General features: G+C 65.5%; 20 protein-coding genes and 3 tRNA genes. 16 read left to right on the forward strand and 7 right to left on the reverse strand.

The window, feature by feature from the left end; genetic code table 11:
- The first annotated feature begins 56 nt into the window (after positions 1–56).
- From folP to ACCQ12_RS08655, 14 genes are all read left to right on the forward strand, one after another.
- Positions 57–959 (forward strand): dihydropteroate synthase, encoded by a 903-nt coding sequence (gene folP / locus ACCQ12_RS08590; protein WP_372383384.1) that lies wholly within the window; start codon positions 57–59, stop codon positions 957–959.
- Positions 959–1,942, forward strand: coding sequence for a tRNA (adenosine(37)-N6)-dimethylallyltransferase MiaA (miaA, locus tag ACCQ12_RS08595; RefSeq protein WP_372383385.1), 984 nt, complete (start codon positions 959–961; stop codon positions 1,940–1,942). Before folP ends, miaA begins: the two co-directional genes overlap by 1 nt.
- Before the next feature lie 77 nt (positions 1,943–2,019).
- Positions 2,020–2,298 carry an RNA chaperone Hfq gene (hfq, locus tag ACCQ12_RS08600; protein ID WP_005915027.1) on the forward strand — a complete coding sequence of 93 codons (279 nt, stop codon included), beginning with the start codon at positions 2,020–2,022 and terminating at the stop codon, positions 2,296–2,298.
- Between the two features lie 11 nt (positions 2,299–2,309).
- Positions 2,310–3,629: a ribosome rescue GTPase HflX gene (gene hflX, locus ACCQ12_RS08605; RefSeq protein ID WP_104580130.1), complete on the forward strand. Its 1,320-nt coding sequence runs from the start codon at positions 2,310–2,312 to the stop codon at positions 3,627–3,629.
- 370 nt (positions 3,630–3,999) lie between these two features.
- Positions 4,000–4,494, forward strand: a complete 495-nt coding sequence (locus tag ACCQ12_RS08610) for a CinA family protein (RefSeq protein ID WP_039404219.1) — start codon at positions 4,000–4,002, stop codon at positions 4,492–4,494.
- Between the two features lie 265 nt (positions 4,495–4,759).
- Positions 4,760–7,282 (forward strand): TonB-dependent receptor, encoded by a 2,523-nt coding sequence (locus tag ACCQ12_RS08615; RefSeq protein ID WP_179455164.1) that lies wholly within the window; start codon positions 4,760–4,762, stop codon positions 7,280–7,282.
- A gap of 567 nt (positions 7,283–7,849) precedes the next feature.
- Entirely contained in the window at positions 7,850–9,526 is a 1,677-nt protein-coding gene (ubiB, locus tag ACCQ12_RS08620) for a 2-polyprenylphenol 6-hydroxylase (protein WP_372383386.1), read from the forward strand.
- Positions 9,527–9,604: 78 nt separating this feature from the next.
- Positions 9,605–10,246, forward strand: a complete 642-nt coding sequence (gene lexA, locus ACCQ12_RS08625; protein WP_039404224.1) for a transcriptional repressor LexA — start codon at positions 9,605–9,607, stop codon at positions 10,244–10,246.
- A gap of 172 nt (positions 10,247–10,418) precedes the next feature.
- Positions 10,419–11,453 (forward strand): recombinase RecA, encoded by a 1,035-nt coding sequence (gene recA / locus ACCQ12_RS08630; protein ID WP_039404226.1) that lies wholly within the window; start codon positions 10,419–10,421, stop codon positions 11,451–11,453.
- A 250-nt stretch (positions 11,454–11,703) separates the two neighbouring features.
- The gene (gene recX / locus ACCQ12_RS08635; protein WP_039563830.1) at positions 11,704–12,192 is read left to right on the forward strand and encodes a recombination regulator RecX; all 489 of its coding nucleotides are present in this window, start codon (positions 11,704–11,706) and stop codon (positions 12,190–12,192) included.
- Between the two features lie 101 nt (positions 12,193–12,293).
- The gene (gene alaS, locus ACCQ12_RS08640; RefSeq protein WP_372383387.1) at positions 12,294–14,942 is read left to right on the forward strand and encodes an alanine--tRNA ligase; all 2,649 of its coding nucleotides are present in this window, start codon (positions 12,294–12,296) and stop codon (positions 14,940–14,942) included.
- A gap of 139 nt (positions 14,943–15,081) precedes the next feature.
- Entirely contained in the window at positions 15,082–15,294 is a 213-nt protein-coding gene (csrA, locus tag ACCQ12_RS08645) for a carbon storage regulator CsrA (RefSeq protein ID WP_003481884.1), read from the forward strand.
- A gap of 83 nt (positions 15,295–15,377) precedes the next feature.
- Positions 15,378–15,470 (forward strand) — tRNA-Ser (locus tag ACCQ12_RS08650).
- A gap of 914 nt (positions 15,471–16,384) precedes the next feature.
- Positions 16,385–18,328, forward strand: coding sequence for a methyl-accepting chemotaxis protein (locus ACCQ12_RS08655; RefSeq protein WP_260178116.1), 1,944 nt, complete (start codon positions 16,385–16,387; stop codon positions 18,326–18,328).
- Between the two features lie 186 nt (positions 18,329–18,514).
- Here ACCQ12_RS08655 and ACCQ12_RS08660 read toward each other — a convergent pair whose 3' ends face one another.
- A complete protein-coding gene (locus tag ACCQ12_RS08660) occupies positions 18,515–19,216 on the reverse strand; it encodes a pirin family protein (RefSeq protein ID WP_039563828.1) in 702 nt (233 codons plus the stop codon).
- Between the two features lie 136 nt (positions 19,217–19,352).
- Here ACCQ12_RS08660 and ACCQ12_RS08665 point away from each other — a divergent pair, with 136 nt between their 5' ends.
- Positions 19,353–20,297 (forward strand): LysR substrate-binding domain-containing protein, encoded by a 945-nt coding sequence (locus ACCQ12_RS08665; protein ID WP_372383388.1) that lies wholly within the window; start codon positions 19,353–19,355, stop codon positions 20,295–20,297.
- Between the two features lie 44 nt (positions 20,298–20,341).
- The gene (locus ACCQ12_RS08670) at positions 20,342–21,334 is read left to right on the forward strand and encodes a DedA family protein/thiosulfate sulfurtransferase GlpE (protein WP_047694125.1); all 993 of its coding nucleotides are present in this window, start codon (positions 20,342–20,344) and stop codon (positions 21,332–21,334) included.
- A 245-nt stretch (positions 21,335–21,579) separates the two neighbouring features.
- Here the strand turns inward: ACCQ12_RS08670 and ACCQ12_RS08675 are convergent.
- From ACCQ12_RS08675 to ACCQ12_RS08700, 6 genes are all read right to left on the reverse strand, one after another.
- Positions 21,580–21,656 (reverse strand) — tRNA-Arg (locus ACCQ12_RS08675).
- Positions 21,657–21,749: 93 nt separating this feature from the next.
- A tRNA-Arg gene (locus ACCQ12_RS08680) sits at positions 21,750–21,826 on the reverse strand.
- A 40-nt stretch (positions 21,827–21,866) separates the two neighbouring features.
- The gene (locus ACCQ12_RS08685; RefSeq protein WP_372383389.1) at positions 21,867–22,766 is read right to left on the reverse strand and encodes an alpha/beta hydrolase family protein; all 900 of its coding nucleotides are present in this window, start codon (positions 22,764–22,766) and stop codon (positions 21,867–21,869) included.
- A complete protein-coding gene (gene thiD / locus ACCQ12_RS08690; protein WP_372383390.1) occupies positions 22,763–23,572 on the reverse strand; it encodes a bifunctional hydroxymethylpyrimidine kinase/phosphomethylpyrimidine kinase in 810 nt (269 codons plus the stop codon). The genes ACCQ12_RS08685 and thiD overlap by 4 nt, the downstream gene beginning before the upstream one ends.
- Before the next feature lie 83 nt (positions 23,573–23,655).
- Entirely contained in the window at positions 23,656–24,141 is a 486-nt protein-coding gene (locus tag ACCQ12_RS08695) for a hypothetical protein (RefSeq protein WP_372383391.1), read from the reverse strand.
- Positions 24,141–25,538, reverse strand: a complete 1,398-nt coding sequence (locus ACCQ12_RS08700; RefSeq protein WP_104580138.1) for a PhoH family protein — start codon at positions 25,536–25,538, stop codon at positions 24,141–24,143. Before ACCQ12_RS08700 ends, ACCQ12_RS08695 begins: the two co-directional genes overlap by 1 nt.
- Positions 25,539–25,548: the final 10 nt, after the last annotated feature.

The raw sequence follows: 25,548 nt of genomic DNA on the forward strand, positions 1-25,548 counted from the left end.
GCTGCATCAAGGCCCATGTGCGAGCGATCGCAGCCACCCCACGGAGACACCGCCCGATGTTCGATACCGCCCTAAAACTGGATTGCGCCGGCCGCAGCCTGCGACTGGATGCGCCGCAGGTGATGGGGATCGTCAATGTCACGCCCGACTCGTTCTCCGATGGCGGCCAGCATGCAACCTGCGAAGCGGCAATCGCGCATGGGCTGTTGCTGGTGGAACAGGGCGCTGCGGTGCTGGATATCGGCGGCGAATCCACTCGCCCGGGCGCTACAGCGGTGTCGGTGGAAGAGGAGCTGCAGCGGGTGATTCCGGTGATCGAGGCACTGGCGCAGCGCACCGGCGTGCCGATCAGCGTGGACACCTTCAAACCGGAGGTCATGCGCGCAGCGGTCGCGGCCGGCGCCGGCATGATCAACGACGTCCATGCGTTGCGTTCGCCCGGAGCGTTGGAGGCGGCCTCGGACCTGCGCGTCCCCGTGGTGCTGATGCATGCGCGCAGCGCGCCACATGCGATGCAGGACACGCCGCACTATGACGATGTGGTCGGTGAGGTGCACCGGTTTCTGGCCGAACGGATCTTCGCTGCCGAGATGGCCGGCATCGACAAGCGCCGGCTGATCCTGGACCCGGGTTTCGGCTTCGACAAGACCACCACGCATAACCTCACCTTGCTGGCGCAGCTACAGCGACTGCAGGAATTCGGCCTGCCGGTGCTGGCGGGGCTGTCGCGCAAGCGCAGTGTCGGCGAGCTGACCGGGCGCGAGATCGCCGCCGAACGCATCCACGGCTCGGTGGCGGCACATCTGATCGCCGCACAGCACGGTGCGCTGCTGCTGCGCGTGCACGATGTGGCGGCGACCGTGGATGCGTTGAAGGTGTGGAACGCAATGGCGGCCATTCCCGTCCCGCGCGTCAGTGCACCGGCCGCGCCGACGATCCGTTGGCCGGACGAGGACTGATGCCTGCCGACCAACGCCCATTGGCGATCGCCCTGATGGGCCCCACTGCCAGCGGCAAGACTGCGCTGGCGCTGGAGGCTGCACAGCGCTGGAATGGCGAAATTGTCAGCGTCGATTCGGCGCTGGTGTACCGCGGGCTGGACATCGGCGCGGCCAAGCCCGATGCCGGCATGCGGGCAGCGGTGCCGCATCACCTGATCGATCTGCGTGATCCCTGGCAGGTCTATTCGGCCGCCGAATTTGCCGCCGATGCGCGCAAGGCGATCGACGACATCGTGGCGCGCGGCAAGTTGCCGATTCTCGCCGGTGGCACCGGGCTGTATTTCCGTGCGTTGCTGGAAGGCCTGTCGCAATTGCCCGAGGCCGACCCGACGGTGCGCGCGTCCATCGCCGCCGAGGCCGAGCAGCTTGGTTGGGCCGGCTTGCACGCGCAGCTGGCACACGTGGACCCGGTCGCGGCGGCACGCATCCACGCCACCGATCCGCAGCGGATCCAGCGGGCGCTGGAGGTCTACCGCGTCAGCGGGCGGCCCATCAGTTATTGGCAGGCGCTACCGCCGGGGCCGCGGCTGCCGGTTCGGGTGTTGAAGGTGGTACTGGCGCCATGCGAGCGTGCGGTGCTGCATGCACGCATCGAACACCGCCTGGACGCGATGCTGGCGCAGGATTTTCTGGCAGAGGTGCGGCGGTTGCGGGCGTTACCACAGATGCAGGCGGTGGCCGCACCGCTGGATCTGCCCGCAGTGCGCGCGGTGGGCTATCGCCAGGCCTGGGAGTATCTGGATGGGGCCGGCAGCCTGGCCGAGTTCCGCGACAAGGCGGTGCAGGCGACCCGACAGCTCGCCAAGCGGCAGCTCACCTGGCTACGTGGCGAGCTCGACGCGCGCTGGTTCGACCCGGAGCGTGATCGACATCAATTGGATGACGCACTTGTCGGCTTCCTCGCTCATCGTCCCGCTGTGCAGTCGCCTTCAGGCGTGTAACATCCCGTTTCCGGGGCCGGCTGGGGATGGCGGGTGTCGACCGGGACAATAAGAACAAGAACGACGAGGAGTTTTCGATGGCTAAGGGGCAATCTTTACAGGATCCATTCCTCAATGCGCTGCGGCGCGAGCGAGTGCCGGTCTCTGTGTATCTGGTCAACGGCATCAAGCTGCAGGGCACGATCGAATCGTTCGATCAATTCGTGGTCCTGTTGCGCAACACGGTGAGTCAGATGGTCTACAAGCACGCCATCTCCACGGTCGTGCCGGCGCGCAATGTGCGCGTGGGGCCGGGTGGTGGGTACGTGCAATCCAATGAAGGTAATCAAGCGGAAGATGACGACGTCGAGCAGTAATGGAGTAGTGCGTGTTTGATCGCTCACGCAAGGGTGAACACGCGCTGTTGATCCAGACCCATTCCGGTGGGCCTGCCGAGGACGATGTGCTGGAGGAGTTCGCCGACCTTGCAAAGTCGGCGGGCGCCACGGTGGCTGCAACGCTCACCGCGCGCATCGACAAACCCAGCCCGTCGACCTTGATCGGCAGTGGCAAGCTGGAAGAGGTCAAGGCGGCGGCCGAGGCCACCGGCGCGGATCTGGTGCTGGTCAACCACACCTTGTCGCCCGGCCAGGAGCGCAACCTGGAGCGCTACCTGGAGCGGCGGGTGATCGACCGCACCGGGCTGATCCTGGATATCTTCGCGCAGCGTGCGCGCAGCCACGAAGGCAAGCTGCAGGTGGAGCTGGCGCAGCTGCGCCACATGGCCACCCGGCTGGTGCGTGGCTGGACCCACCTCGAGCGCCAGCGCGGCGGCGCGATCGGCCTGCGTGGCCCCGGCGAAACCCAGCTGGAAACCGACCGCCGCCTGCTGCAAAAGCGCGTGGAGCAGTTGCAGAAGCGGCTGGAAAAGGTCGAGGTGCAGCGCAATCAGATGCGCCGCGCGCGTCTGCGCAGCGAGTTGCCGCGCATTGCACTGGTGGGCTACACCAATGCCGGCAAGTCGACGCTGTTCAATGCCCTGACCGGCGCCGACGCCTACGCGGCCGACCAGTTGTTCGCGACCCTGGACCCCACCGTGCGCCGCATTGCGTTGCCGGGCGGCAGTGCGATCCTGGCCGATACGGTCGGCTTCGTGCGCGATCTGCCGCATGAACTGGTGGCCGCGTTCCGCTCGACCCTGTCGGAGGCGCGCGAGGCCGATCTGCTGCTGCACATCGTCGATGCGGCCGACCCGCTGCGCGAAGAGCGCATCCTGCAGGTCGACGAAGTGCTGCATGCCGTGGGTGCGGGCGATCTGCCGCAGCTGCTGGTGTTCAACAAGATCGACAGGATCGACGGCGCCGAAGTGCGCCACGACGCGCAGGACGGGATTCCCGACCCGGCGCGCCGCGAGCGCGTGTGGATCTCCGCGCGCGACGGCCGCGGTCTGGAAGAGCTGCAGCACGCGCTCGGCCAACGCCTGGATCTGCGTCATGTGACCGGGCAACTGCGGCTGCCGCCGTCGGCCGGCCGCCTGCGTTCCAAGCTGCACCAGCTGGAAGTGGTCCGCGGCGAGCAGGCTGACGAGGACGGCTGGTTGCTCGACGTCGACCTGCCGATGGTCGAAGCCGAGCGGCTTGCCGCAGGCGACGATGGCGCGCCGCTGCGCGCGATGCTGCCGGACCGCCGGGAAGACTGGGAAACCTAGGTCCTTCGTTTACGGCTGCTGCGCAAGCCGCCTTGCCAGGTCATCGCCCGTGCGCTGATGGGCGAGCTGCGCACCAGTCACCGCCGGTGTGGCTGCGGCTCACCCGGTGGTGGGCTGCAGCGGCGGTGCAAGCTGGAGCAGGGCGGGCTGGAAAGGATTGGCGTTGCGGCGGCGGATGGACGTCATATCGCCGCAGCGGCGGCGCAGTGAGCGAGCGCCGTTGTGCACGCCATGCCCTCGCTTCCGCTGCCAGGCAACACAGCGCGACTGAATCGCGGCTACGCCGCCGGGGCCGGCGCGCCGGGCCAGCCGCAGACAGGGGCGGCGAATTGGGCTAAAACGTCCGCTGCCTTCCTTCATCGCCGTGCCCATGTCCTTGTCCGCCGATTCCGAGTTGCAGCAGCTGGCCGAAACCCTGGGTCAGCAACTGCTTGCTGCGCGCGAGCGACTGGTCACGGCCGAGAGCTGCACCGGCGGCTGGATCGCCAAGGCAGTGACCGACGTTGCCGGCTCGTCGCACTGGTTCGATTGCGGCATGGCCGCCTACAGCTACGAGGCCAAGCAGGCCTTGCTGGGCGTGCGACCGCAGACGCTGGAAGTGCACGGTGCGGTCAGCCGCGAAACCGTGATCGAAATGGTCTCCGGCGCGCTGGTCAACTCCGGTGCAAGCATCGCAGTCGCGGTGACCGGCATCGCCGGGCCGGGCGGCGGTAGCGACGACAAGCCGGTCGGCACGGTGTGGATCGGCTGGAAGCGGCGCGGCGGCTACGCCACGGCGCAGCTGTTCCAGTTCGCTGGCGATCGCGATGCGGTACGGCGCCAGACCGTGGTGGCCGCGTTGCGTGGGCTGAGTGCACTGCTTTGATTCTGCGGGCAGGCATCTCGCGCGGCGGATCGCCGGCATTTCGATTTTAGTGTGAGCGTGGGCACTGCCGTTCTCCATTGCCGATGAGTCCTGCCTCTGGCGGCGCATGGCTTGCATGCATCCTGCGTGCGGCCCGCGTTCGTCGGGCGCTCCGCGCATTCCGCTGGTGGCACGCGACAGGGCGTCGAACCCGGTAAGGTGGCACCGCGCGCATAGCTGCGGCACTGGCTGCAGGCAGCGCACGCGATCTCGTCGGGGGACACTCATGGATATGCAACGGCACCACCGCACCGTGCTGGCGCTTGCCCTGTTGGCAGCGCTGCCCGCACGGCCTCTCTCTGCGCAGACCGCGCCTGATGAGCCGGCGACCCTGGCGACGCTCAAGGTGACCGCGCAAAAGCGCGAGGAATCGCTACAGGATGTGCCGGTGGTCGTGTCGGTCTTGCCCGAACAACTGCTGCAGGACAGCGGCGTGCACGACATCAAGGAACTGCAGGTGCTGGTGCCGGGCTTGATCGTGACCAGCAGCCAGAGCGCAGCGCAGACCACTGCACGCATCCGCGGCATCGGCACGGTGGGCGACAACGCAGGGCTCGAATCTTCGGTCGGCGTGGTCATCGACGGGGTGGCGCGTGCACGCAATGGCGTGAGCTTCGCCGACCTGGGCGAGCTGGAACGCATCGAAGTGCTGAAAGGACCGCAGGGCACCGTCTTCGGCAAGAACACCTCTGCCGGCGTCATCAACGTGGTCACACGTCGCCCCAGTTTCACCCGCAGTGCCGATGCCGAGATCACCGCGGGCAATTACGGTGCGCTCGGCGTGGCGGGCGCGTTCAACGACGCGCTGGGCGAGACCAGTGCGTTGCGCGTATATGCAGCCAGACGTCGTCGCGACGGCTTCGACCAGGTGGTGACCGGGGCCGGCCCACGTACCGCAACCGATGATGGGGACCAGAATTTGCGTACTGCGCGGGTGCAGTGGTTGTGGGAGCCCAGCGATGATCTGGATATCAATCTTGCCGCCGATGCCACCAGTCGCAAGGAAAACTGCTGCGTCACCGTGACCACCGAGCGTGGTCCCACCGCCGCCCTGATCGATGCGCTGGCGCCTGGCGGTCAGGGCACGAGCCCGCGTGCAGAGCCGCAACGCAGGCGCGCCTACAGCAACCGCAGCACGGCGCAGGACATCCGGGACAAGGGCGTGTCGGCGCAGGTCGACTGGACCACGCCCTGGCTGAACGATGCAGTGCTGACCTCGATCACCGCACTGCGCGACTGGAAGTCGGTCAACGGCCTGGATTTCGACTATGGCGCTGCCGACATCCTCTACCGCCAGGCGCGCGAGAACGAGATGCTCACCAAGTTCAGGACCTTCAGCCAGGAACTGCGCCTGGCTGGGTCCACCGAGCGCGTCGACTGGCTGGTCGGCGCGTTTTATGCCGACGAAACTCTGCACCGCAACGAGTCCTATCGGTTTGGCAGCGCCTACGAGCCCTATCTATCCAGCGTGATGCTTGCACGCATCAATCCGGCATTGGCAGCACGCGCCGACGCAACGCGTTTTCTCGCCGATACCACCGGCCTGCCCGCCGGCAGCCTGTTTCGCGGGCAGGGCAGCCAGGACCGGTTTCGGCAGGACGGCACCAGCGCCGCGTTGTTCACCAACAACACCTGGCATGCCACCGATGCGCTGGATGTGGTGGTCGGCCTGCGCTACACCTACGAGCACAAGGCCTTGCGCTCGGCGTTTGAAAACCCCGATGGGAGCCCGGCCTGCGCGAGTTATTTTGCCGCCGACGGGCAGGTGAATCCGGCCGCGTTGCGGCGCATCGGCGCTGCGCTCGTCTCGCGCGGCGTGCCCGCAGCTGCAGTGCCTTCCATTGCGCCGCAGGTCATCGGCTTCAGCTGTCTGCCCTGGACCAATATCGCGCACGCCGGCCGCCTGACCGAACAGCGCCGCACCGAACGCGAGTGGTCCGGCACCGCCAAGCTGGCGTATCGCTGGAACGCATCACTGATGACCTACGCGTCGGCGGCGCGCGGCTACAAGGCCGGTGGTTTCAATCTCGACCGCGTGCAATCTTCCGACGGCCTGTCCAGCGGCGTGCAAGGCATCCTGCCGGTGGACGACACCTCGTTTCCGGGCGAATTCGTCGACAGCTACGAACTCGGCGCCAAGACCACCTGGCTCGGCGGCAACCTGCTGGTGAACGCAGCGCTGTTCTACCAGGACTTCAGCGACTTCCAGCTCAACAATTTTCTCGGCACCAGTTTCGTGGTTCGCGCCATTCCCACCGTGGTGTCGCGCGGCATCGATACCGAAGTGCTCTGGCAGGGCGCCTTGCCCGGGCTGATGGTGCAGGGCGGGCTCAGCTATGCAGACACCACCTATGGCGATGATGTGTTGCCCGATGCAGAGCTGGCGTTGCTGCCCGGCAGCCGAGCGAGCTTTGCACCGCGCTGGTCGGCCAACCTGTCGGTGACCTACGAGCACGCGCTGGGCAACCGCTTGACCGGTCGCGCCAACGTCGGAGCCAAATACAGCTCCGAGTACAACGCCGGCTCCGACCTGGATCCGCAAAAAGCGCAACCCGGTTACACCTTGCTCAATGCGCGGGTGGGCATCGGTGCAGACGACAAGCGTTGGCTGCTGGAAGCCTGGGCGGAGAATCTGGGCAACGAAACCTATCGACAGATCGTCATCGATACACCGTTGCAGGCCGGCTCCTGGAACGCGTTCCTGGGCGCGCCGCGGACCTATGGGGTGACCTTGCGGCTGCGTTATTGAGCGCGTCGCTCTCACCGCACGCGGTAGTCGGTGCACAGGCGCAGTCCTGCCTGCCTGGAGCGACAGCAGGTCGCTGTGCTGCCGTCGAGCGGGCGCGGGCGCGGCCCCGAATGGGCCGAACCGGTTGCATCCGGCGGTCTGCGCTGCCCAGATCCGCCTGGCTGCTGCCTGCCGCGATTTGTGAGTCGCGCCAAACCTGGGCCCGGCCAAAGACGCGACAGCGTCGCCGAGATCGGCTACAAACAGGGTCCGCCTGCCGACCTGCGTGCCGATGTTGCTGCCGCTTTCCACTGCCGTTGATGATGCGTGGCCGTCCTTTTTTTCTGGCGACTGTGCGGCCGCTGCGGTGTGTTCTGTTGCGTTGCACGCAGGCGGATGTAGCGACCGTTCCGATGTCGCCCTGCAGGCATGCGTTTCTGACGCGCGCTGCGTGCGTCCAGCGCCGGCGGAGACATGCTGGCGATGGCATCCAGCGCAGGCACATAGACCGGATGCCCACAGGTCGCCCGCTCCGTCGCCGATCCGCGCGCACGGTTACGCAGCCCACTACATGCAGGCGGTGCACTGATGTGGGAAGCGCTGGGCACCGTCCGTGACCTCGGGCGTCTGCAGGAAATCGCCGCGGTCCTGATCCGGTATGGCTTCGGCGATGTGGTGCGCCGGATCGGGCTGGCCGATGTGCTCGAACGTGCCGGCCGGCTGCTGCACTGGAACAACGCCGAAGGTCGCTTGCGCATGTCTGCGGCGGTGCGCGTGCGGCGCGCACTGGAAGAACTCGGGCCCACCTTCGTCAAGCTGGGCCAGGTGCTGGCCACGCGCGTGGACCTGTTGCCCCCGGAGTGGATCGACGAGCTGAGCGAGCTGCAGAACGCGGTGCCCGCATTGCCGTTCGAGCAGGTCCGCCCCCAGCTGGTGGCCGCGCTGGGCGCCGAACCGGACACCGTCTTCGCGCGCCTGGACGAACACCCGCTGGCCGCCGCATCGCTGGCGCAGACCCACCGCGCCTGGTTGGCCGATGGCACGCCGGTGGTGTTGAAGATCCGTCGCCCCGGCATCGGCGACACCATCGATGCGGATCTGCGCCTGCTCGCGCGGCTGGCCGATATCGTCGAGACACGCGCACCGGATCTCAAGCGCTATCGCCCGACCGAAGTGGTGCAGCAGTTCACCGTTTCACTGCGGCGCGAGCTCGACTTCGCCGCAGAGTGCCGCAATGCCGAGCGCATCGCCGCCAACTTCGCGCACGACCCGCAGGTGGTGGTGCCGGCGGTGTACTGGCAGTGGACCTGCGAGTCGCTCAATGTGCAGGAATTCATCGACGGCATCCCCGGGCGCGACCTGCAGGCAGTCGATGCGGCGGGACTGGACCGCCGTGCGCTGGCGCGGGCAGGCGCCGGCATCGTGCTCAAGATGGTGCTGCAGCACGGCTGCTTCCACGCCGACCCGCATCCGGGCAACATTTTCTACCTGCGCGATGGCCGGATCGCGGTCATCGATTTCGGCATGGTCGGGCGGGTGTCCGAGCAGCGTCGGTTTCAGGTCGCACAGCTGCTGCATGGCATGGTGAGCTACGACGCCGACGCGGTCATCGACGTGTTGCTGGAGTGGGCAGGGACCAGTCTGGATATCGACGAGGCGCGTTTGCAGCAGGACATCGGAGCCTTCGTCGACGAGTACCGCGGCGTGCCGCTCAAGGAGTTGCGCATCGGCGCGATGCTGGGCGACGTCACCGCGATCCTGCGCGATCACGGCCTGACGCTGCCGTCGGATCTGGCGCTGATGATCAAGGCCTTCCTCACCCTCGAAGGCATGGGGCGCCAGCTCGACCCGGACTTCGACATGGCCACCGAAGCGCGGCCCTATCTGGAGCGTGTGGTGGTGCAGCGTTATGCACCACGCGCCATGTTGCGGCGCAGCCGTCGCACCGTAACTGGCGCGATCGACCTGATCGGTGATCTCCCGCGCGATCTCAAGCGGCTGATCCAGGCCGCGCGGCGCGGCAAGCTGCAGTTGCAGGTGGAAACGCGCGCCTTGCGCGAGTTCGGCGAGCAGGTCGACCGCGCTGCCAATCGCCTCACCATGGGCATCGTCACCGCCGCGCTGGTGATCGGCTCGTCGATCGTCATGAACAGCGTCGGCGGTAGCGCCAGCCGCTGGCTGCTTGGGCTGGGCGTCGGTGGGTTCATCGGTGCCGGCCTGTGCGGCATCTGGATCCTGTTCTCGATCTGGCGCAGCCGGCGATAGCGGAGCCGGTCATCGCAGCCGAACGACCGCTGCTTCTGGGTATTGCGTCGCGTGTCATTAGTAGTAATACTACTAACCATGGACCTGACCGATACCCAGCAAGCCATCCTGGCCTTGATCGCCGAGCGCATCGAGACCGACGGCGTTCCGCCCTCGCAGACCGAAATCGCCCGTGCTTTCGGCTTCAAGGGCGTGCGCGCCGCGCAATATCACCTGGAGGCCCTGGAGCAGGCCGGGGCGATCCGCCGCGTGCCGGGACAGGCGCGCGGGATTCGGCTGGCCGGGCAGGGCGCGCAGCCGCGCACGCCGCCGGTGAGCGAGCCGGCGCGCGACGACGTGCTGCGCTTGCCCGTCCTGGGCCGCGTGGCGGCGGGCTTGCCGATTGGTGCCGATATCGGCTCGGACGACTTCGTCGTGCTCGACCGGGTGTTCTTCTCGCCCTCGCCGGACTATCTGCTCAAGGTACAGGGCGACTCCATGCGCGACGAGGGCATTTTCGACGGCGACCTGATTGGCGTGCACCGCACCCGCGACGCCCGCTCCGGGCAGATCGTGGTGGCCCGGATCGAAGAAGAGATCACGGTCAAATTGCTCAAGATCGGCAAGGACCGGATCCGTCTGCTGCCGCGCAACCCGGACTATGCGCCGATCGAAGTGCTGCCGGATCAGGATTTCGCCATCGAAGGCCTGTATTGCGGGCTACTGAGGCCCAATCGCTAAGGATTGTGCCGATGTGCGCGCTGGCTTTTTTCTCAGCCGGTAGCGCAGGATTCACCGCTGCCAGCGCAGGGGCTGCATCGTTAATCTGAGTGTGTCGCCGCCAGTCTCAGCCTGTGCGATACACCGCCGCTACATTAGCTCCACACCGAAATCACTGACAAGGATCACCCAGATGGATGAGAACAAGAAGCGCGCCCTTTCCGCCGCACTGAGCCAGATCGAAAAGCAATTCGGCAAGGGCTCCGTGATGCGTATGGGCGACCGCGTGATCGAGGCGGTCGAGATCATTCCGACCGGTTCGCTGATGTTGGACATCGCACTGGGGATCGGCGGCCTGCCGAAAGGCCGCGTCGTGGAAATCTACGGCCCGGAATCCTCGGGCAAGACCACGCTGACCCTGCAGGCCATTGCCGAGTGCCAGAAGAAGGGCGGGACGGCTGCCTTCATCGATGCCGAGCATGCGCTGGATCCGATCTATGCCGCCAAGCTGGGCGTCAACGTCGACGACCTGCTGCTGTCGCAGCCCGATACCGGTGAGCAGGCGCTGGAAATCGCCGACATGCTGGTGCGCTCGGGCTCGGTGGACATCGTGGTGGTCGACTCGGTGGCCGCACTGACCCCGAAGGCGGAAATCGAAGGCGAAATGGGCGACCAGTTGCCGGGCCTGCAGGCGCGCCTGATGAGCCAGGCCCTGCGCAAGCTGACCGGCAACATCAAGCGATCCAACACGCTGGTGGTCTTCATCAACCAGCTGCGCATGAAGATCGGCGTGATGATGCCGGGCCAGAGCCCGGAAGTGACCACCGGCGGTAACGCATTGAAGTTCTACGCCTCCGTGCGCCTGGACATCCGTCGCATTGGCGCGATCAAGAAGGGTGACGAGATCATCGGCAACCAGACCAAGATCAAGGTGGTCAAGAACAAGCTGGCACCTCCGTTCAAGCAGATCGTGACCGAAATCCTCTACGGCGAAGGCATCAGCCGCGAAGGCGAACTGATCGACATGGGTGTGGAAGCCAAGCTGGTGGACAAGGCCGGCGCCTGGTACAGCTACGGCGACGAGCGTATCGGTCAGGGCAAGGACAATGCGCGTGGCTACCTGCGCGACAACCCGCAGGTCGCTGCCAAGCTCGAAGCAGAGCTGCGCGAGAAGTTCCAGCCCGCCGAAGCGCCCCGCGAAGCAGGCGACGACGCCGAGAAGGAATAAGCGCAACCGCTGGCGGCCGGCTGCGACAGGTGCGTTGGCACTGCAGACGGCCGGCCGGGTCCGGTGATGGACTCGGCGGACTCAAGCGCTCTCGATCGGTTTGTTAGCCAGCTGCAGGTGACGCGCCAAGTTTTTCTATCGCGAGGACGGCGGAGTCAGTGCCGTTGCTTCTCGCGGTAGATCTATCGAAGGCCAGGAGGGCAGGCGCCACGGAGGGCGCATTGATTCAGCGTTAGGGGGACACGTCACAATGGACGAGCAAGAACCCGCACCAAAGCGGGGACGCCGGTTCAAGGAGCAGACGCCGGTCCAGCGCGCACTCGGCCTGCTGGTGCGACGCGAGCATTCACGCAAGGAATTGAACCGAAAGCTACTGGCGCGCGGGATCGAGCCGGAGGCCGCACAGGCCGCGGTCGAGCGGCTCGCGGGCGAAGGTTGGCAGGATGACGCCCGGTTTGCCGCGGCAGTGGTCCGTAACCGCGCCGGGTCGGGCTATGGCCCGCTGCACATCCGTGCCGAGCTGGGAACCCATGGCCTGGATAGCGATGCCGTCAGTGCTGCCATGGCCACGTTTGAAGGCGATTGGATCGAGAACGCACGTGATCTGATCCGGCGCCGGTTTGGTGAAGAAGGGCCGGTCGATCTGCCGCAGCGGCGTAAGGCCGCCGATCTATTGGCCAGGCGCGGTTTCGACGGCGACTGTATTCGTCGCGCCACCCGCTTCGACCTTGAGGACTGAGGGCGTCAGGCCTGCTACCCTTCGTGGTTTCAGGTTGTTCCGCTCCTCTGCGCCCACATTTCATTGGGTGACCGGGACTGCCGCCCGCCCAATGCCAGCTCATGAACGCACCTGCCAAATTCAGCACTTCCCAGATCCGTAGTGACTTCCTCGCGTTTTTCGAGGGGAAGGGCCACACCATCGTGCCATCCGCGCCGCTGGTGCCGGGTAACGACCCGACCTTGCTGTTCACCAATTCCGGCATGGTCCAGTTCAAGGACGTCTTCCTTGGCGCGGAAAAGCGCAGTTACGTGCGCGCCGCGGACGTCCAGCGCTGCCTGCGCGCCGGCGGCAAGCACAACGACCTGGACTCGGTAGGCTATACCGCGCGCCACCACACCTTCTTCGAAATGCTGGGCAACTGGTCGTTCGGCGACTACTTCAAGAAGGACGCCATCGCCTGGGCATGGGAGCTGTTGACCCAGGTCTGGAAACTGCCGGCGGACCGCCTGCTGGTCACGGTGTATCACACCGACGAAGAGGCATTCGCCCTATGGCGCGACATGATCGGCATTCCGGAAAGCCGCATCGTGCGCATCGGCGACAACAAGGGCGCGCCGTATGCGTCGGATAACTTCTGGCAGATGGCCGACACCGGTCCGTGCGGTCCGTGTACCGAGATCTTCTTCGACCACGGCGATCACATCGCCGGCGGCCCGCCCGGCTCGCCCGACGAAGATGGCGACCGCTTCATCGAGATCTGGAACCTGGTCTTCATGCAGTTCGACCGCCAGCCCGACGGCACCCTGGTGCCGCTGCCGGCGCCGTGCGTGGACACCGGCATGGGGTTGGAGCGTCTGGCCGCGATCCTGCAGCACGTCCACACGAATTACGAGATCGATCTGTTCCAGGCCTTGATCGGCACGGCCAGTGCGCTGACCGGCATCACCGATCTTGAAAACAAGTCGTTGCGTGTGATCGCCGATCACATCCGCGCCTGTTCGTTCCTGATCGTCGATGGCGTGCTGCCTTCCAACGAAGGTCGCGGCTATGTGCTGCGGCGGATCATCCGGCGTGCGCTGCGCCATGGCTGGATGCTGGGTGTGCGCCAGCCGTTCTTCAGCAAGATGGTGCCGACGCTGGTCGAGCTGATGGGCGAGGCCTACCCGGAGTTGGCCGCCGCGCAGGACACCGTGGCACGCGCCCTGTTGGCGGAAGAGGAGCGCTTTGCCGAGACGCTGGACGCCGGCATGAAGATCTTCGACGACGTGGCGGCACGCTCGCAGGACGTCATTCCCGGCGCCGATGCCTTTCGTCTGTACGACACCTACGGGTTCCCGGTCGACCTGACCGCCGACATCGCACGTGAGCGCGGCATGCGGGTCGATATGGAGGGTTTTGAGTTTGCGATGGAGCGGCAACGCGAAACCGCGCGTGCGGCAGGCAAGTTCGGCGGCGGCGTCGCGCTACCGGCCGATCTGGTCGCCACCATGTCGCCGACCGTGTTTCTGGGTTATGAGGCGCACGACGCCGACGCGCTCAAGGTTGTCGCGCTGCTCAAGCAGGGCCGTCCGGTCGAGCGTGCCGAGGTTGGTGATGAGGTCATCGTGTTCACCGACCGTACCCCGTTCTATGCAGAATCCGGTGGACAGGTCGGCGATAGCGGGCAGTTGAGCAATACCGATGTATCGATCGAGGTTGCAGACACCCAGAAATTTGCCGGCCAGTTCCACGGCCATGTGGGACGCATTACCGAAGGCACGCTCGCGCTGGGCGATGTGCTGGCCGGAGGCATCGACGTGCAGCGCCGCGGCAAGACCATCCTCAACCATTCGGCGACGCACCTGCTGCACGCCGCGCTGCGCGAAGTACTGGGCACGCATGTACAGCAGAAGGGTTCGCTGGTGGCGCCCGATCGCCTGCGTTTCGACTTCTCGCACTTCCAGCCCATTACTGCGGAAGAACTGGCGGTAATCGAGCGCAAGGTCAACGCCGAAGTGCGTACCAACCACGGCGTCGAAGTGCACAACATGGCCATGCAGGAGGCACTGGATTTCGGCGCGATGGCCTTGTTCGGCGAGAAGTATGGCGAAAACGTGCGCGTCCTGAAGATGGGCGGCTATTCCACCGAATTGTGTGGCGGCACCCATGTCACCCGCACCGGTGACATCGGTCTGTTCAAGATCACCTCCGAGGGCGGCGTGTCCTCTGGCGTGCGCCGCATCGAGGCGGTGACCGGGCAGGGTGCCCTGGACTACGTGGCCGACGAAGAGCGCCGTTTGTCCGACGCGGCCAGTCTGCTCGGCGGCAACACCACCGAGGTGGTCGACAAGGTGCGCGCGCTGACCGAGCGTCAGAAGCGCCTTGAGCGCGAGCTGGAATCGCTCAAGGCCAAGCTGGCCTCCGGCGCGACGGCCGACCTCGGTGCCGGTGCGATCGACGTTGCCGGGGTCAAGGTGGTTGCCGTGCGCCTGGAAGGTTTCGACGCAAAGGCACTGCGCGATGCGATGGACCGTTTGAAGCAGCAGCTGGGCGATTCGGTGATCGTGTTGGCCGGTGCATCGGCCGGCAAGGTTGCGCTCGTTGCCGGCGTGAATGGCAGCCCAACTGGCAAGGTGAAGGCGGGGGAACTCCTCGGCCATATCGCCAGTCAGATCGGGGGCAAGGGCGGTGGCCGTCCGGATCTCGCCCAGGGTGGTGGCGAGGACGGGCCCGCCCTTGCGACCGCACTCGACGGTGTGCCCTCCTGGGTCAAGCAACACTTGGGCTGAACACTTGTCCTGCTATGCCTTGATGGCTGGCAGGATGTCCCGCTACCATTTCTGGTCTATTCCCTTTACCTAGGGCGCGTCTCACTCAGGAGGCCGTCGATGCTGGTGGGAAACCCACCGGTTCCAGGAGATTTGCAAAATGTTGATCCTCACTCGCCGGGTAGGCGAAACCTTGATGATCGGCGACTCGGTCACTGTTACCGTGCTCGGCGTCAAGGGTAATCAGGTGCGTATCGGTATCACCGCACCAAAAGATGTGGCTGTGCATCGCGAAGAGATCTATCAGCGCATCCAACGTGGGGACGAGCCGGTTGCCTCTGGCGCGCATCACGGCGACGATTCTTCGAATTGATCGTCATAAAGGGTTTACGTTAGCCCCTGTTACCCGGTATTCTTCGCGGCCTGCCACGGACATCGCGGCAGGACGCAAAAACTGGAGCGATGCCCGAGCGGCTGAAGGGGCTCCCCTGCTAAGGGAGTATAGGGTCAAAAGCTCTATCGAGGGTTCGAATCCCTCTCGCTCCGCCAGTGTTCCGAACGCCTGCAAATCATTGATTTGCAGGCGTTTTTGTTTTTGGTTCGTGTGAAGCACGTGCCGGCGTGTGGCTGTCTGCGAAGCAGTACGTGGCGAAGCAGTACGTGATAGAGCGGCGAATGGCAGATCGCGGATGAAGGCGCATCGATTTCTTCTGCGTTCCGTCCAATTGGGCATCCCCGATCGATTCCCGTTGCTTTGCGCCTGCAACGCGGAATGCGTGTCAGTCATCGCAGCGAATGCATGATCTGGTCATCCGGGGTGCCACTTTTCTCACTACTGCCATGCCGAACGCCGATCGCGCACAGCGACGACGTGCATTGCACTCACGTATCGTTCTTGTGCGTCCAACCCGATGAGTGAGCACGCAATGCGCAGCTGTGCTGCGAAAAGCGCAGTCACGTCGCCGGGCGTGCAGGCGGCCCGCGTCTGGAAGTGACGGCCAACCAGTGATCCCAGGTGCCGGGTATCGACCGTTGTGAGCTTCACTGCGGCTGGGTGCGGCAAACCAGACTCCGTGTGCGCGCAGTGCTCATCGCTGGGATGCGTGCAACTCAGGCAATGGCTGATCTGACGCGGCGAGCTGCCCCTGCGCACATGCAGTGCATCCGAGATCCAGCTCGTGGGCTCGGTTGCATCTGGATCCGGAGCTCATGGCATCGCCCGTACATTCCAGTTGTTGAAGCGCGTTTACTTGTCGATTGAGGCAGTGACGCCGGCAGCCAAGACGGCCGTCTGATGTCCCCCACGGTGAACCTGCCTGCCTGTGGTCGGCTCGCAGCTTGGCTGCATCTGAACCGCGCGAGACGCCGGTTGCAATTGCGGTCAAGTAACCGGTGCGCAGGTCGTTAAGGGGGTGACCCATATCTCGGATGTCGATGTGATGCGCCTATCGTTGCTTGGACGCCTGTTCTCTTCCTGGAGCCGTGGGCTGCAGCACAAGGCCAACGCGGTGGACCGGGTGATGGCGGTGATCGAATTCGATCTGGATGGCCGCATTCTCGAAGTCAACCAGAACTTCCTGTCGTTGATGGGGTACCGGCGCGACGAGGTCGTCGGCCAGCATCACCGCATGTTCGTGACCAAGAGCGATCGCGACAGCGAAAGCTATCGCCAGTTCTGGGCGGGGCTGCGGCGCGGCGATTTCAACGCAGGGCGTTTCTGCCGCTTGGACAAGCACGGCCGCGAGGTCTGGATCAATGCTTCCTACAATCCGTTGCTGGACCGAGCGGGCAAGGCCTACCGCGTGGTGAAGTACGCCACCGACATCACCGAGCAGGTGCGGCAGACCGCCGATTTCGAAGGGCGGATCGACGCGATCGACAAGGTCATGGCAGTCATCGAATTTTCGCTGGATGGCACGGTACTCGATGCCAACCAGAACTTCCTGCAGGTGATGGGCTATCGGCTCGATGAGATCCGTGGCAAACACCACGGCATGTTCGTGGATGCGCAAACGCGTCAGTCGGCGTCCTATCGTGCGTTCTGGGGCGCGCTTGGTCGCGGGGAATTCGATGCCGGTCGCTACAAGCGCATCGGCAAGGACGGTGCCGAGGTATGGATCCAGGCGTCCTACAACCCCGTCCTCGATGCACTGGGTCGCCCATACAAGGTCGTCAAGTACGCCACCGATGTGACGCGCCAGGTGATCGATTCTGCCGATGCGGATGGCCGCATGCGCGCCATCGACAAGGTGATGGGGGTCATCGAGTTCGATCTCGACGGCCGCGTGCTGGCTGCCAACGACAACTTTCTGGCGATTCTCGGGTATGCGGCGGAAGAGGCGATCGGCAAGCACCATGGCGTATTTGTCGATGCCGCCTACCGCGCGTCCGACGAGTACCGCCACTTCTGGGCGAAGCTGGCGCGCGGCCAGTTCGATGTGGGCCGGTATCGCCGCCTGCACAAGGACGGCAGTGCGGTGTGGATCCAGGCGTCCTACAACCCGATCCTGGATGTGTCCGGACGCCCGTACAAGGTGGTCAAGTACGCCACCGACGTGACCGACCAGGTGCGCTCGGCCGAACGCATGCGTGACCTCATGCGGCAGACCATGAGCATCGCGCAGAACGTGCAGCGCGAGTCGCATCATATTTCCGCCAGCAACCAGGACCTGGTCAACCGCGTGTCCACGCAGTCCAGCGCGGTGGCGCAGACGTCCTGCACGATCGATCAGCTGGCCGCGACGGTGCGCGCCAATTCCGACAATGCCGGCTCGGCGCGACGCATGGCCGAGGAGTCGGCTGCCGTGGCGCGGCGCGGTGCGGACGTGATTGCCGACGTGGTCAAGACCACGGCCGGGATCCGTTCGGCCACCGACCGGATCGGCCAGATCATCGAGGTCATCGACGGCATCGCCTTCCAGACCAATATCCTGGCGCTCAATGCCGCTGTGGAAGCGGCGCGGGCGGGCGAGCAGGGCCGTGGCTTTGCCGTGGTGGCGACCGAAGTGCGCAGTCTGGCGCAGCGCTGCAGCGTTTCGGCCAAGGAAATCCGCTCGCTGATCGACAACGCGACCGACCAGGTCGGTGATGGCTCGCGCCTGGCCGAACAGGCTGGTGTCGTGATGCAGGATGTGGTGACCTCGGTGCTGCGCGTCACCGCGACCGTGGAGCAGATCGCGTCGGCCAGCCAGGAGCAGGCGCAGGACATTTCGACTGCCAACACGGCGCTGCAATCGATCGGCGTGCAGGCGCGCGACCAGGCACAGATGGTCGATGATCTGGCGCGATCGGCGCGCGTGCTGGAAGCCGATGCCGACGCGTTGTTCGCGCTGGTCAATGGTGACGACCCCGGCGCTGCAGCAGCCGGCGCACCGGCCGCTGCGGACATGAAGCCGCAGGCGGCCTAGGCACAAGGCGGTACATGGAGGCATCAGCGCGGCATGATGTCTGCCAGGGGCGTCAGACGTGGATGACAGGGCGAGCACACCCGCATACGACACAAAGCCCGCAGAAGCGGGCTTTGTGTTTTGACGTGTGCCCCCGTCCGCTGCAGGCCGCGCAAGCCTGCGCGTGCCGCAGTGGCGTATCGGCACTTACTTGGGTAGATCGAAGACCAGCACTTCTGCATCGCGGGCATCGGCCAGCACGATCTCCGGCTCACCGATGATCTGCACCGCATCGCCGGCCGACAACGCCTGCCCATTGATGCTCAGGCTGCCGCGCGCCACCTGCACGTAGCCGATGCGTCCTTCGGCCAGCGGTTGTTGCAGGCGTGCGTCGCCGTCCAGGATCGAGGCATACAGGCGTGCATCCTGGTGCAAACGGAGCGAACCGTCTTCGCCGCCGGGCGAGGCAATCAGGCGCAGCTGGTTACGCTTGCTGTCGGCATCGAAGTGCTTTTCTTCGTAGCTCGGTTCGATGCCGTTGCGCTCGGGCATCACCCAGATCTGCAGGAAGTGCACCGGCTCGCTGGACGAGTGATTGAACTCGCTATGGGTCACGCCGCTGCCTGCGCTCATGCGCTGCACGTCGCCGTAGTGCAGCACCGAACCGGTGCCCATGCTGTCCTTGTGCTCCAGCGCGCCGCCCAGGACGTAGGAAATGATCTCCATGTCGCGGTGGGCGTGGGTGCCGAAGCCTTCGCCCGGGACCACCTTGTCTTCGTTGATCACCCGCAGCGGGCCGATGCCCATATGGCGCGGATCGTGGTAGCTGGCAAAGGAGAAGGTATGGCGCGAGGACAGCCAGCCGTGTTCGGCGCGGCCACGGGTTTCGCTCTTACGGACATTCAACATGATGCTGCTCCTTGAAAGATTCGAATTGGCGTTGGGGGCTGAATCGCTGTCCCAGCGGCTTGATGCGTAGTCTCTGCCTGTACGTGCGGGAGAAAAAGCGAGTAGATTTGGTCGCTATCATCGAAAAAATCGAACAATGAAAATCAGCCTCGAGGCCTTGCAGATCCTGGATGCGATCGACCGCCGTGGTTCCTTTGCCGCAGCGGCCAAGGTGTTGTTCAAGGTGCCCTCGACCATCTCCTACACGGTGTCCAAGCTGGAAGAGGACCTGGGAGTGCAGCTGTTCGAGCGGGTCGGCCCCAAGGCGACGCCGACGCAGGCCGGACGCGAGCTATTGCGCGAAGGGCGGCACCTGTTGCGCGCCGCGCAGGAGCTGGAGGTGCGGGTGCGGCGGGTAGCCTCGGGTTGGGAGTCGGATTTCGCGATCGGGCTGGATGCGGTCCTGCCGGCGGCGTTGTTGCAACCGCAGATCCTGGACTTCTACACGGTGGCCGACAGCACCCGGCTGCGCGTGCTCAGCGAGTCGCTGTCCGGCAGTTGGGAGGCCTTGCTGGACCGGCGTGTGGACCTGATCGTGGCGGCCGGCGAGGGGCCGAGCGGGGGCGGCTATGTCGCCGAGCCGATCGGCACCTTGCGCTTCGTGTTCGCGGTGGCGGCCACGCATCCTCTGGCGGGCGCGCAACGACTGGACGTGGCCGAGCTGGCCGAGCATCGGGCGATTGCCGTGGCGGACTCGGCGCGGCGTCTGCTGCCGCGCACCGTCGGCCTGTTGTCTGGGCGCGATGTGCTGACCGTGCCGGACATGCACACCAAGCTGCTGCTGCAGCTTGGCGGCGCCGGCTACGGTTTCCTGCCCGAGCCGTACGCACGTGGCGCGCTGCACGACGGCCTGCTGGTCGAGGTGCCCGTGGAAACCCCCAAAGCCGACGAGACGTTCTACCTGGCGTGGCGGCCGGGCGAGGAAGGCGAAGCGCTGGGGTGGTGGCGGCGTGCCCTGCGTCGGGACCACTTGTTCGCGCACTGGTTGCAGGCGCTCGCCGAAACGTATCGTTTCGTTGTTGCCAGGCAGCCGGTGGCATGACCAAGAGCGGATAATGGCCGCTCGCCGTCGCGCAGGGTCCCCGCATGCAAGGCTTGATCGAACAGTACGGATTGGCGCTGGTGTTCGCCAACGTACTGGCATTGTCGCTCGGGCTGCCGGTACCGGCGTTACCGACACTGGTGCTGGTTGGGGCCGGTTACGCGCTGCGCGGTGGTAGCGATGCGTGGCTGGCCGGTCTGGCGGCGTGGGGCGTGTCGGTGCTGGCCAGCCTGCTGGGCGATCTGGCCTGGTATTTGGCCGGCCGTCGTTTCGGTAACCGCACCTTGCAGTCGCTGTGCCGGTTGTCGCTGTCACGCGATACCTGCATGAAGCAGACCGAGCGGTTTTTCTCGCGCTGGGGTGTACGGGTGCTGGCGGTGGCCAAGTTCGTGCCGGGCCTGTCGATGGTGTCGGTGCCCATGGCCGGCGCGATGCGGGTACGGCCCGGCGCCTTCCTGCGCTACGACGCGTTCGGTGCCTCGCTGTGGGCCCTGGTCGGGCTGGGCCTGGGGGCCGTGTTCGCCGATCAGGTGCAGGATGTGCTCGGCTTCCTGTCGGAGCTGGGCTCCGGAGCCGTGGCGGTGCTCGTAGCGCTGTTGGCGGGCTACGTCGGCTGGCGCTGGTGGCGCCGCCACAGCCTGCTGCGGTCGCTGGACCATGCGCGCATCGCGGTGGACGAGCTGGTGCCGTTGCTGGATGGCGATGAAAGCCTGCGGCCCACCGTGCTGGATATCCGGGCACCGGGGTATCGCGACCTGCAGCCCTACACGATCCCTGGCGCGGTATTTGCCGACGAGCGTCAGCTTGCGCAGATCCTGGCCAGCGTGCCGCGCGAGCGCAGCGTGGTGATTTATTGCGCATGCCCGGACGAAGTGTCTGCGGCCTGGTTGGCGGGGCGGATGCGTGAGCGTGGCTATCGCGATGTGCGCCCGCTGCGCGGCGGACTGGATGCATGGCGCGACGCCGGCCATCCGGTGACCTCGTTGTTGCCGGTCGTGGTGGTGGGCGACGCGGAAGCGGTGCGCGCCACGGCTTGATCGTCGTGTGCAGGCGTTCGACGTGCGCGGTGAAAGCCGCTCGCGTCGGCAGCGCGAACGTTCGCACTGCACGGCGATGCGCGCGGCCATCCATGTCCCGGGTGTTGAACGCAACGGCGATCTTGTCCTGGTTTCCAGCGTCATGCCGCGGCTCGCCCTTGCGTGGTTGCAATACCGGACGTGCAGGGCAGGGAGCAAACGACAGGCAAAAAAAAGACCAGCAAGCTGGTCGTTTTCTTCAAGATTGGTGCGCCCGGAGAGATTCGAACTCCCGACCGCCTGGTTCGTAGCCAGGTACTCTATCCAACTGAGCTACGGGCGCATATCTTGTTTTGACTTGCCATCCGCTGCAACACAGCTGGACGTTCAACTGAAAAGACAGCGGTTCAATGCTGTCTTTTGTGGTTCCTGAAGATGGTGCGCCCGGAGAGATTCGAACTCCCGACCGCCTGGTTCGTAGCCAGGTACTCTATCCAACTGAGCTACGGGCGCCTCGTCAGGAGCGGAATTATGCGGATGCCTGACGTACTCGTCAATCCCTTTGTGAACTTCGATTGCCGTTGACCTCGACACCAAGGCTGCCAACGAGCGCGGCAGCCACTGCAGCGGGCGCCTTCATCCATGCGAAGTGATCGCTGCGCACGCCCAGCTGCGCATCCTGCAGGTGCTGCAGCCGGGCATGTGCCTGCGGCATCTTGCCCAGCAGTGCGTGCAACGCCGCCGGCGGACCGAAGTTGTCGCGTGCGAAGGTTAGTGCAGTGATCGGAGTGGTCAATGCACCCAGTGCATGTTCCAGATCCCAGGTCGCGCCGGCGGCGCGATAGCGGTTGCTGCGGCCCACCTGTGCCCAGTCGGCGATCAGGCCGCGCGCTTCGGTCCCGCCGAAGCCAAGCCTGCGCCCATGCAGCACGCCTTGCAGCTTTGCCAGCCACGGCAGGGCGCGAAACGCCAACGGCAGGCCATAGCGCATGGGACGCGGGAAGTAGCGCCAGTAGGGCGAGCCGCTGGCCACCAACCACAGCTGTGCGAGCGGTGAGGCATGCGTCGCCGGCGTGAGCCGCAGCGCGGCGTGGCAGCAGGCCAGTTGGCCGCCCAGGCTATGGCCGCCCAGGATGCGTGGAAGTTGCGGGTCGTGCCGATCCAGCAAGGCGTGGCTGGCCGGAAGATCCTCGGCCAGCAGCGTGCGGTAACCCCAATCGTGCTCGCGCGACGGGCGCAGGCTGCTGCTGCCATTGCCACGCCATTCGTGCAGATACACCGCGATGCCGGCCGATGCGAGCACCTGCGCGAACGGTTGATAATGCCGCGCCGCCACGCCCAAGGCCGGCAGCCATAGCAGCGCGGCCAGTGGCTGTGCCGGCGCGTAGCGCATTACCTGCCAGCGGTGCCCGTCGGCGGCGCTCGCGCTCATGGTGGTGCTGTGTACGCTCATGCGCCGTGCGCAGCGCCGAAGTGGTCGAGCACCAGCACATCGCTGTGCCCGGGGCGTTGGCCGAGGTGGATTGCGCGTGCCACGTAGTCGATGGCCGCTTCGCAGGCATTGAGGAGCGACAGGCCCTGGCACAGTTGCGCGGCGATCGCGGCCGACAGACTGCAGCCGGTGCCATGTGCGTCGACCTGCACACGTGGATGCACGAAGGCATCCTGGGTGACGCCGTCATCGAAGCGATCGAACACACGTGCGCCTTCGTGCAGATGGCCGCCCTTGAGCAGCACCGCGTTGGCGCCCAGGTCGAGCAGTGCGGCGGTGGCGTGTTCGGCGGCATCGGCGTCGTCGATGCGGCGGCCGGTCAATAGCTCCGCTTCGGGCGTGTTGGGGGTGACCAGCGTGGCCAGCGGCAGCAGACGGGTGCGCAAGGCGTCCAGCGCGGCGTCTTCAAGCAGGCGCGCACCGCTGGTGGACACCATCACCGGATCGAGCACCACGAATGGTGGGCGATGCCGTTCGAGCAGGTCGGCCACGCAATGGATGACGTCGGCATTGGCCAGCATGCCGAGCTTGACGGCCTGGATCTGGAAATCGGCAAAGCAGGCATCCGCCTGCGCCTGCAGAAACGGCAGCGGCGGGATGTGCACGGCGGTGACGGCGCGGGTATGTTGCGCAGTCAAGGCGGCGATCGCCGATAACCCGTGCACGCGATGCGCCGCGAAGGTCTTGAGATCGGCCTGGATGCCGGCACCACCGCCGGAATCGGAGCCGGCGATGGTCAATGCGGACAGCGTGCTGGGCGTGGTCATGCGCCGATTCTGCACGGTCCGATTGCAGCTGTGCAGAACCGGTGTCTGAACGCTGCCTGCGCCTGCCAGCGCTTACCGCAGGATCACGGCGGTGCCCCGTTCACCGCGATCTGCGAGAACGCGCCGATCTGCGGGTCGTACAACGCGCCCCAGAACATGTTGCCGCCATCGCAGCCCTGGATCGCCTCGGTAGCCGGTTTCATCTGCGGCGTGTTCGGCAGCTTGAAGGCGTTGATGTAGATCAGCTGCTGGCCCCCGATCACCACACCCACGTACTGGCGGTCGAACTCGCGCGGCTCGGCGATGGTGGGCGTCAACGCGTCCTGCCGGGATTCGAGCTGTTCGATCTGCTGATGGTTCGGTGCCCAGTAGCCGGTGATCTGGCCCGGATGACGCGCCGGGCTGTCGCGCGAGCAGGTCTGCAGCACCTGCTCGGCCACGCCTTGGCGCGTGATGATCCACGACTGCCCGTTCTTGAGATTGGTCGGCACGCTGGATGGTCCCTGCGTGGTGGCGCAGCCGGCCAGCGCGAGCACGGCCAGCGCCAACGCGCCGCGAAATGCGCGCATCACAACACCTCCGAGGCGAAGTCGGCCAGGCGCGAGCGCTCGCCACGCCGTAGCGTGATGTGCGCGCTGTGCGGCCAGGCCTTGAAGCGATCCACCGCGTAGGTCAGACCCGAGGTCGTTTCGGTGAGGTAGGGCGTGTCGATCTGTTCGACGTTGCCCAGGCACACGATCTTGGTACCGGGGCCGGCACGGGTGATCAGCGTCTTCATCTGCTTCGGCGTGAGGTTCTGCGCCTCGTCCAGGATCAGGTACCGCGACAGGAAGGTACGGCCGCGCATGAAGTTCATCGAACGGATCTTGATGCGGCTTGCCAGCAGGTCGTTGGTGGCGGCACGCCCCCATGCGCCGCCTTCCTGGTTGTGCGTGAGCACTTCCAGGTTGTCGGTCAGCGCGCCCATCCACGGCGTCATCTTTTCTTCTTCGGTACCGGGCAAAAAGCCGATGTCTTCGCCCACGCTGACGGTGGCGCGGGTCATGATGATTTCGCGATAACGCTGCTGGTCCATGGTCTGCGCCAGGCCGGCGGCGAGCGCGAGCAGGGTCTTGCCGGTGCCGGCGGTGCCGAGCAGGGTGACGAAATCGATCTCCGGGTCCATCAAGGCATTGAGCGCGAAATTCTGCTCGCGGTTGCGCGCCACGATGCCCCACACCGCATGCTGGCCGCTACGGAAGTCGTCCACCAGGCACAGCGTGGCCTTGCCGCCGCCGACCTTGGCCACACGCAGTTCCACTTCATCTTCGCCAGGCAGGTACAGGTACTGGTTGGGGTACCAGTCTTCGTCCTCGGCCAGCACGATCTCGTAGTGCGTGCGGCCGCGTTCGTTCCAGCTGCGCAGGTCTTCGTTGTGCTTCTGCCAGAAGTCTTCCGGCAGCTCGATGGCGCCGGTGAACAGCAGGCTGAAATCGTCCAGCGCGCGGTCGTTCTGATAGTCCTCCGCCACCAGGCCGCTGATGTAGGCCTTGATGCGCAGGTTGATGTCCTTGGACACCAGAATGACCGGCACATCCGGATGTTCTTCGCGCAGCGCCAGCACCGAGGCCAGGATCTTGTTGTCCGGCAGCATGGCGCCGAAGGTGCGGCCCGGGTCGATCGGTTTGATCTGGAAAAACAGACGGCCGATCGCGGCCTGGCCCTTGAGCTGGATGCCCTGCGGGTGGCTGAGCAGGATGCCGGCCTGGATCTGCTCGGCGTTGGTATTTTCCAGCAATTCGTCCAGGAACCGGCTGACCTGCCGCGCATTGCGGCTGACTTCGGAGGTGCCCTTCTTGGCGTTGTCGAGCTCCTCGATCACCTGCATCGGCAGGAACACATCGTGTTCTTCGAACTTGAACAGCGCGGTGGGATCGTGCATCAGCACGTTGGTGTCCAGCACGTAGATGCGCTTGCCTCGGGTCATTGGGTCTTCC

The sequence above is a fragment of the Xanthomonas sp. NCPPB 1068 genome (genome assembly GCF_041479385.2).
GTDB classification, from domain to species: domain Bacteria; phylum Pseudomonadota; class Gammaproteobacteria; order Xanthomonadales; family Xanthomonadaceae; genus Xanthomonas; species Xanthomonas cannabis.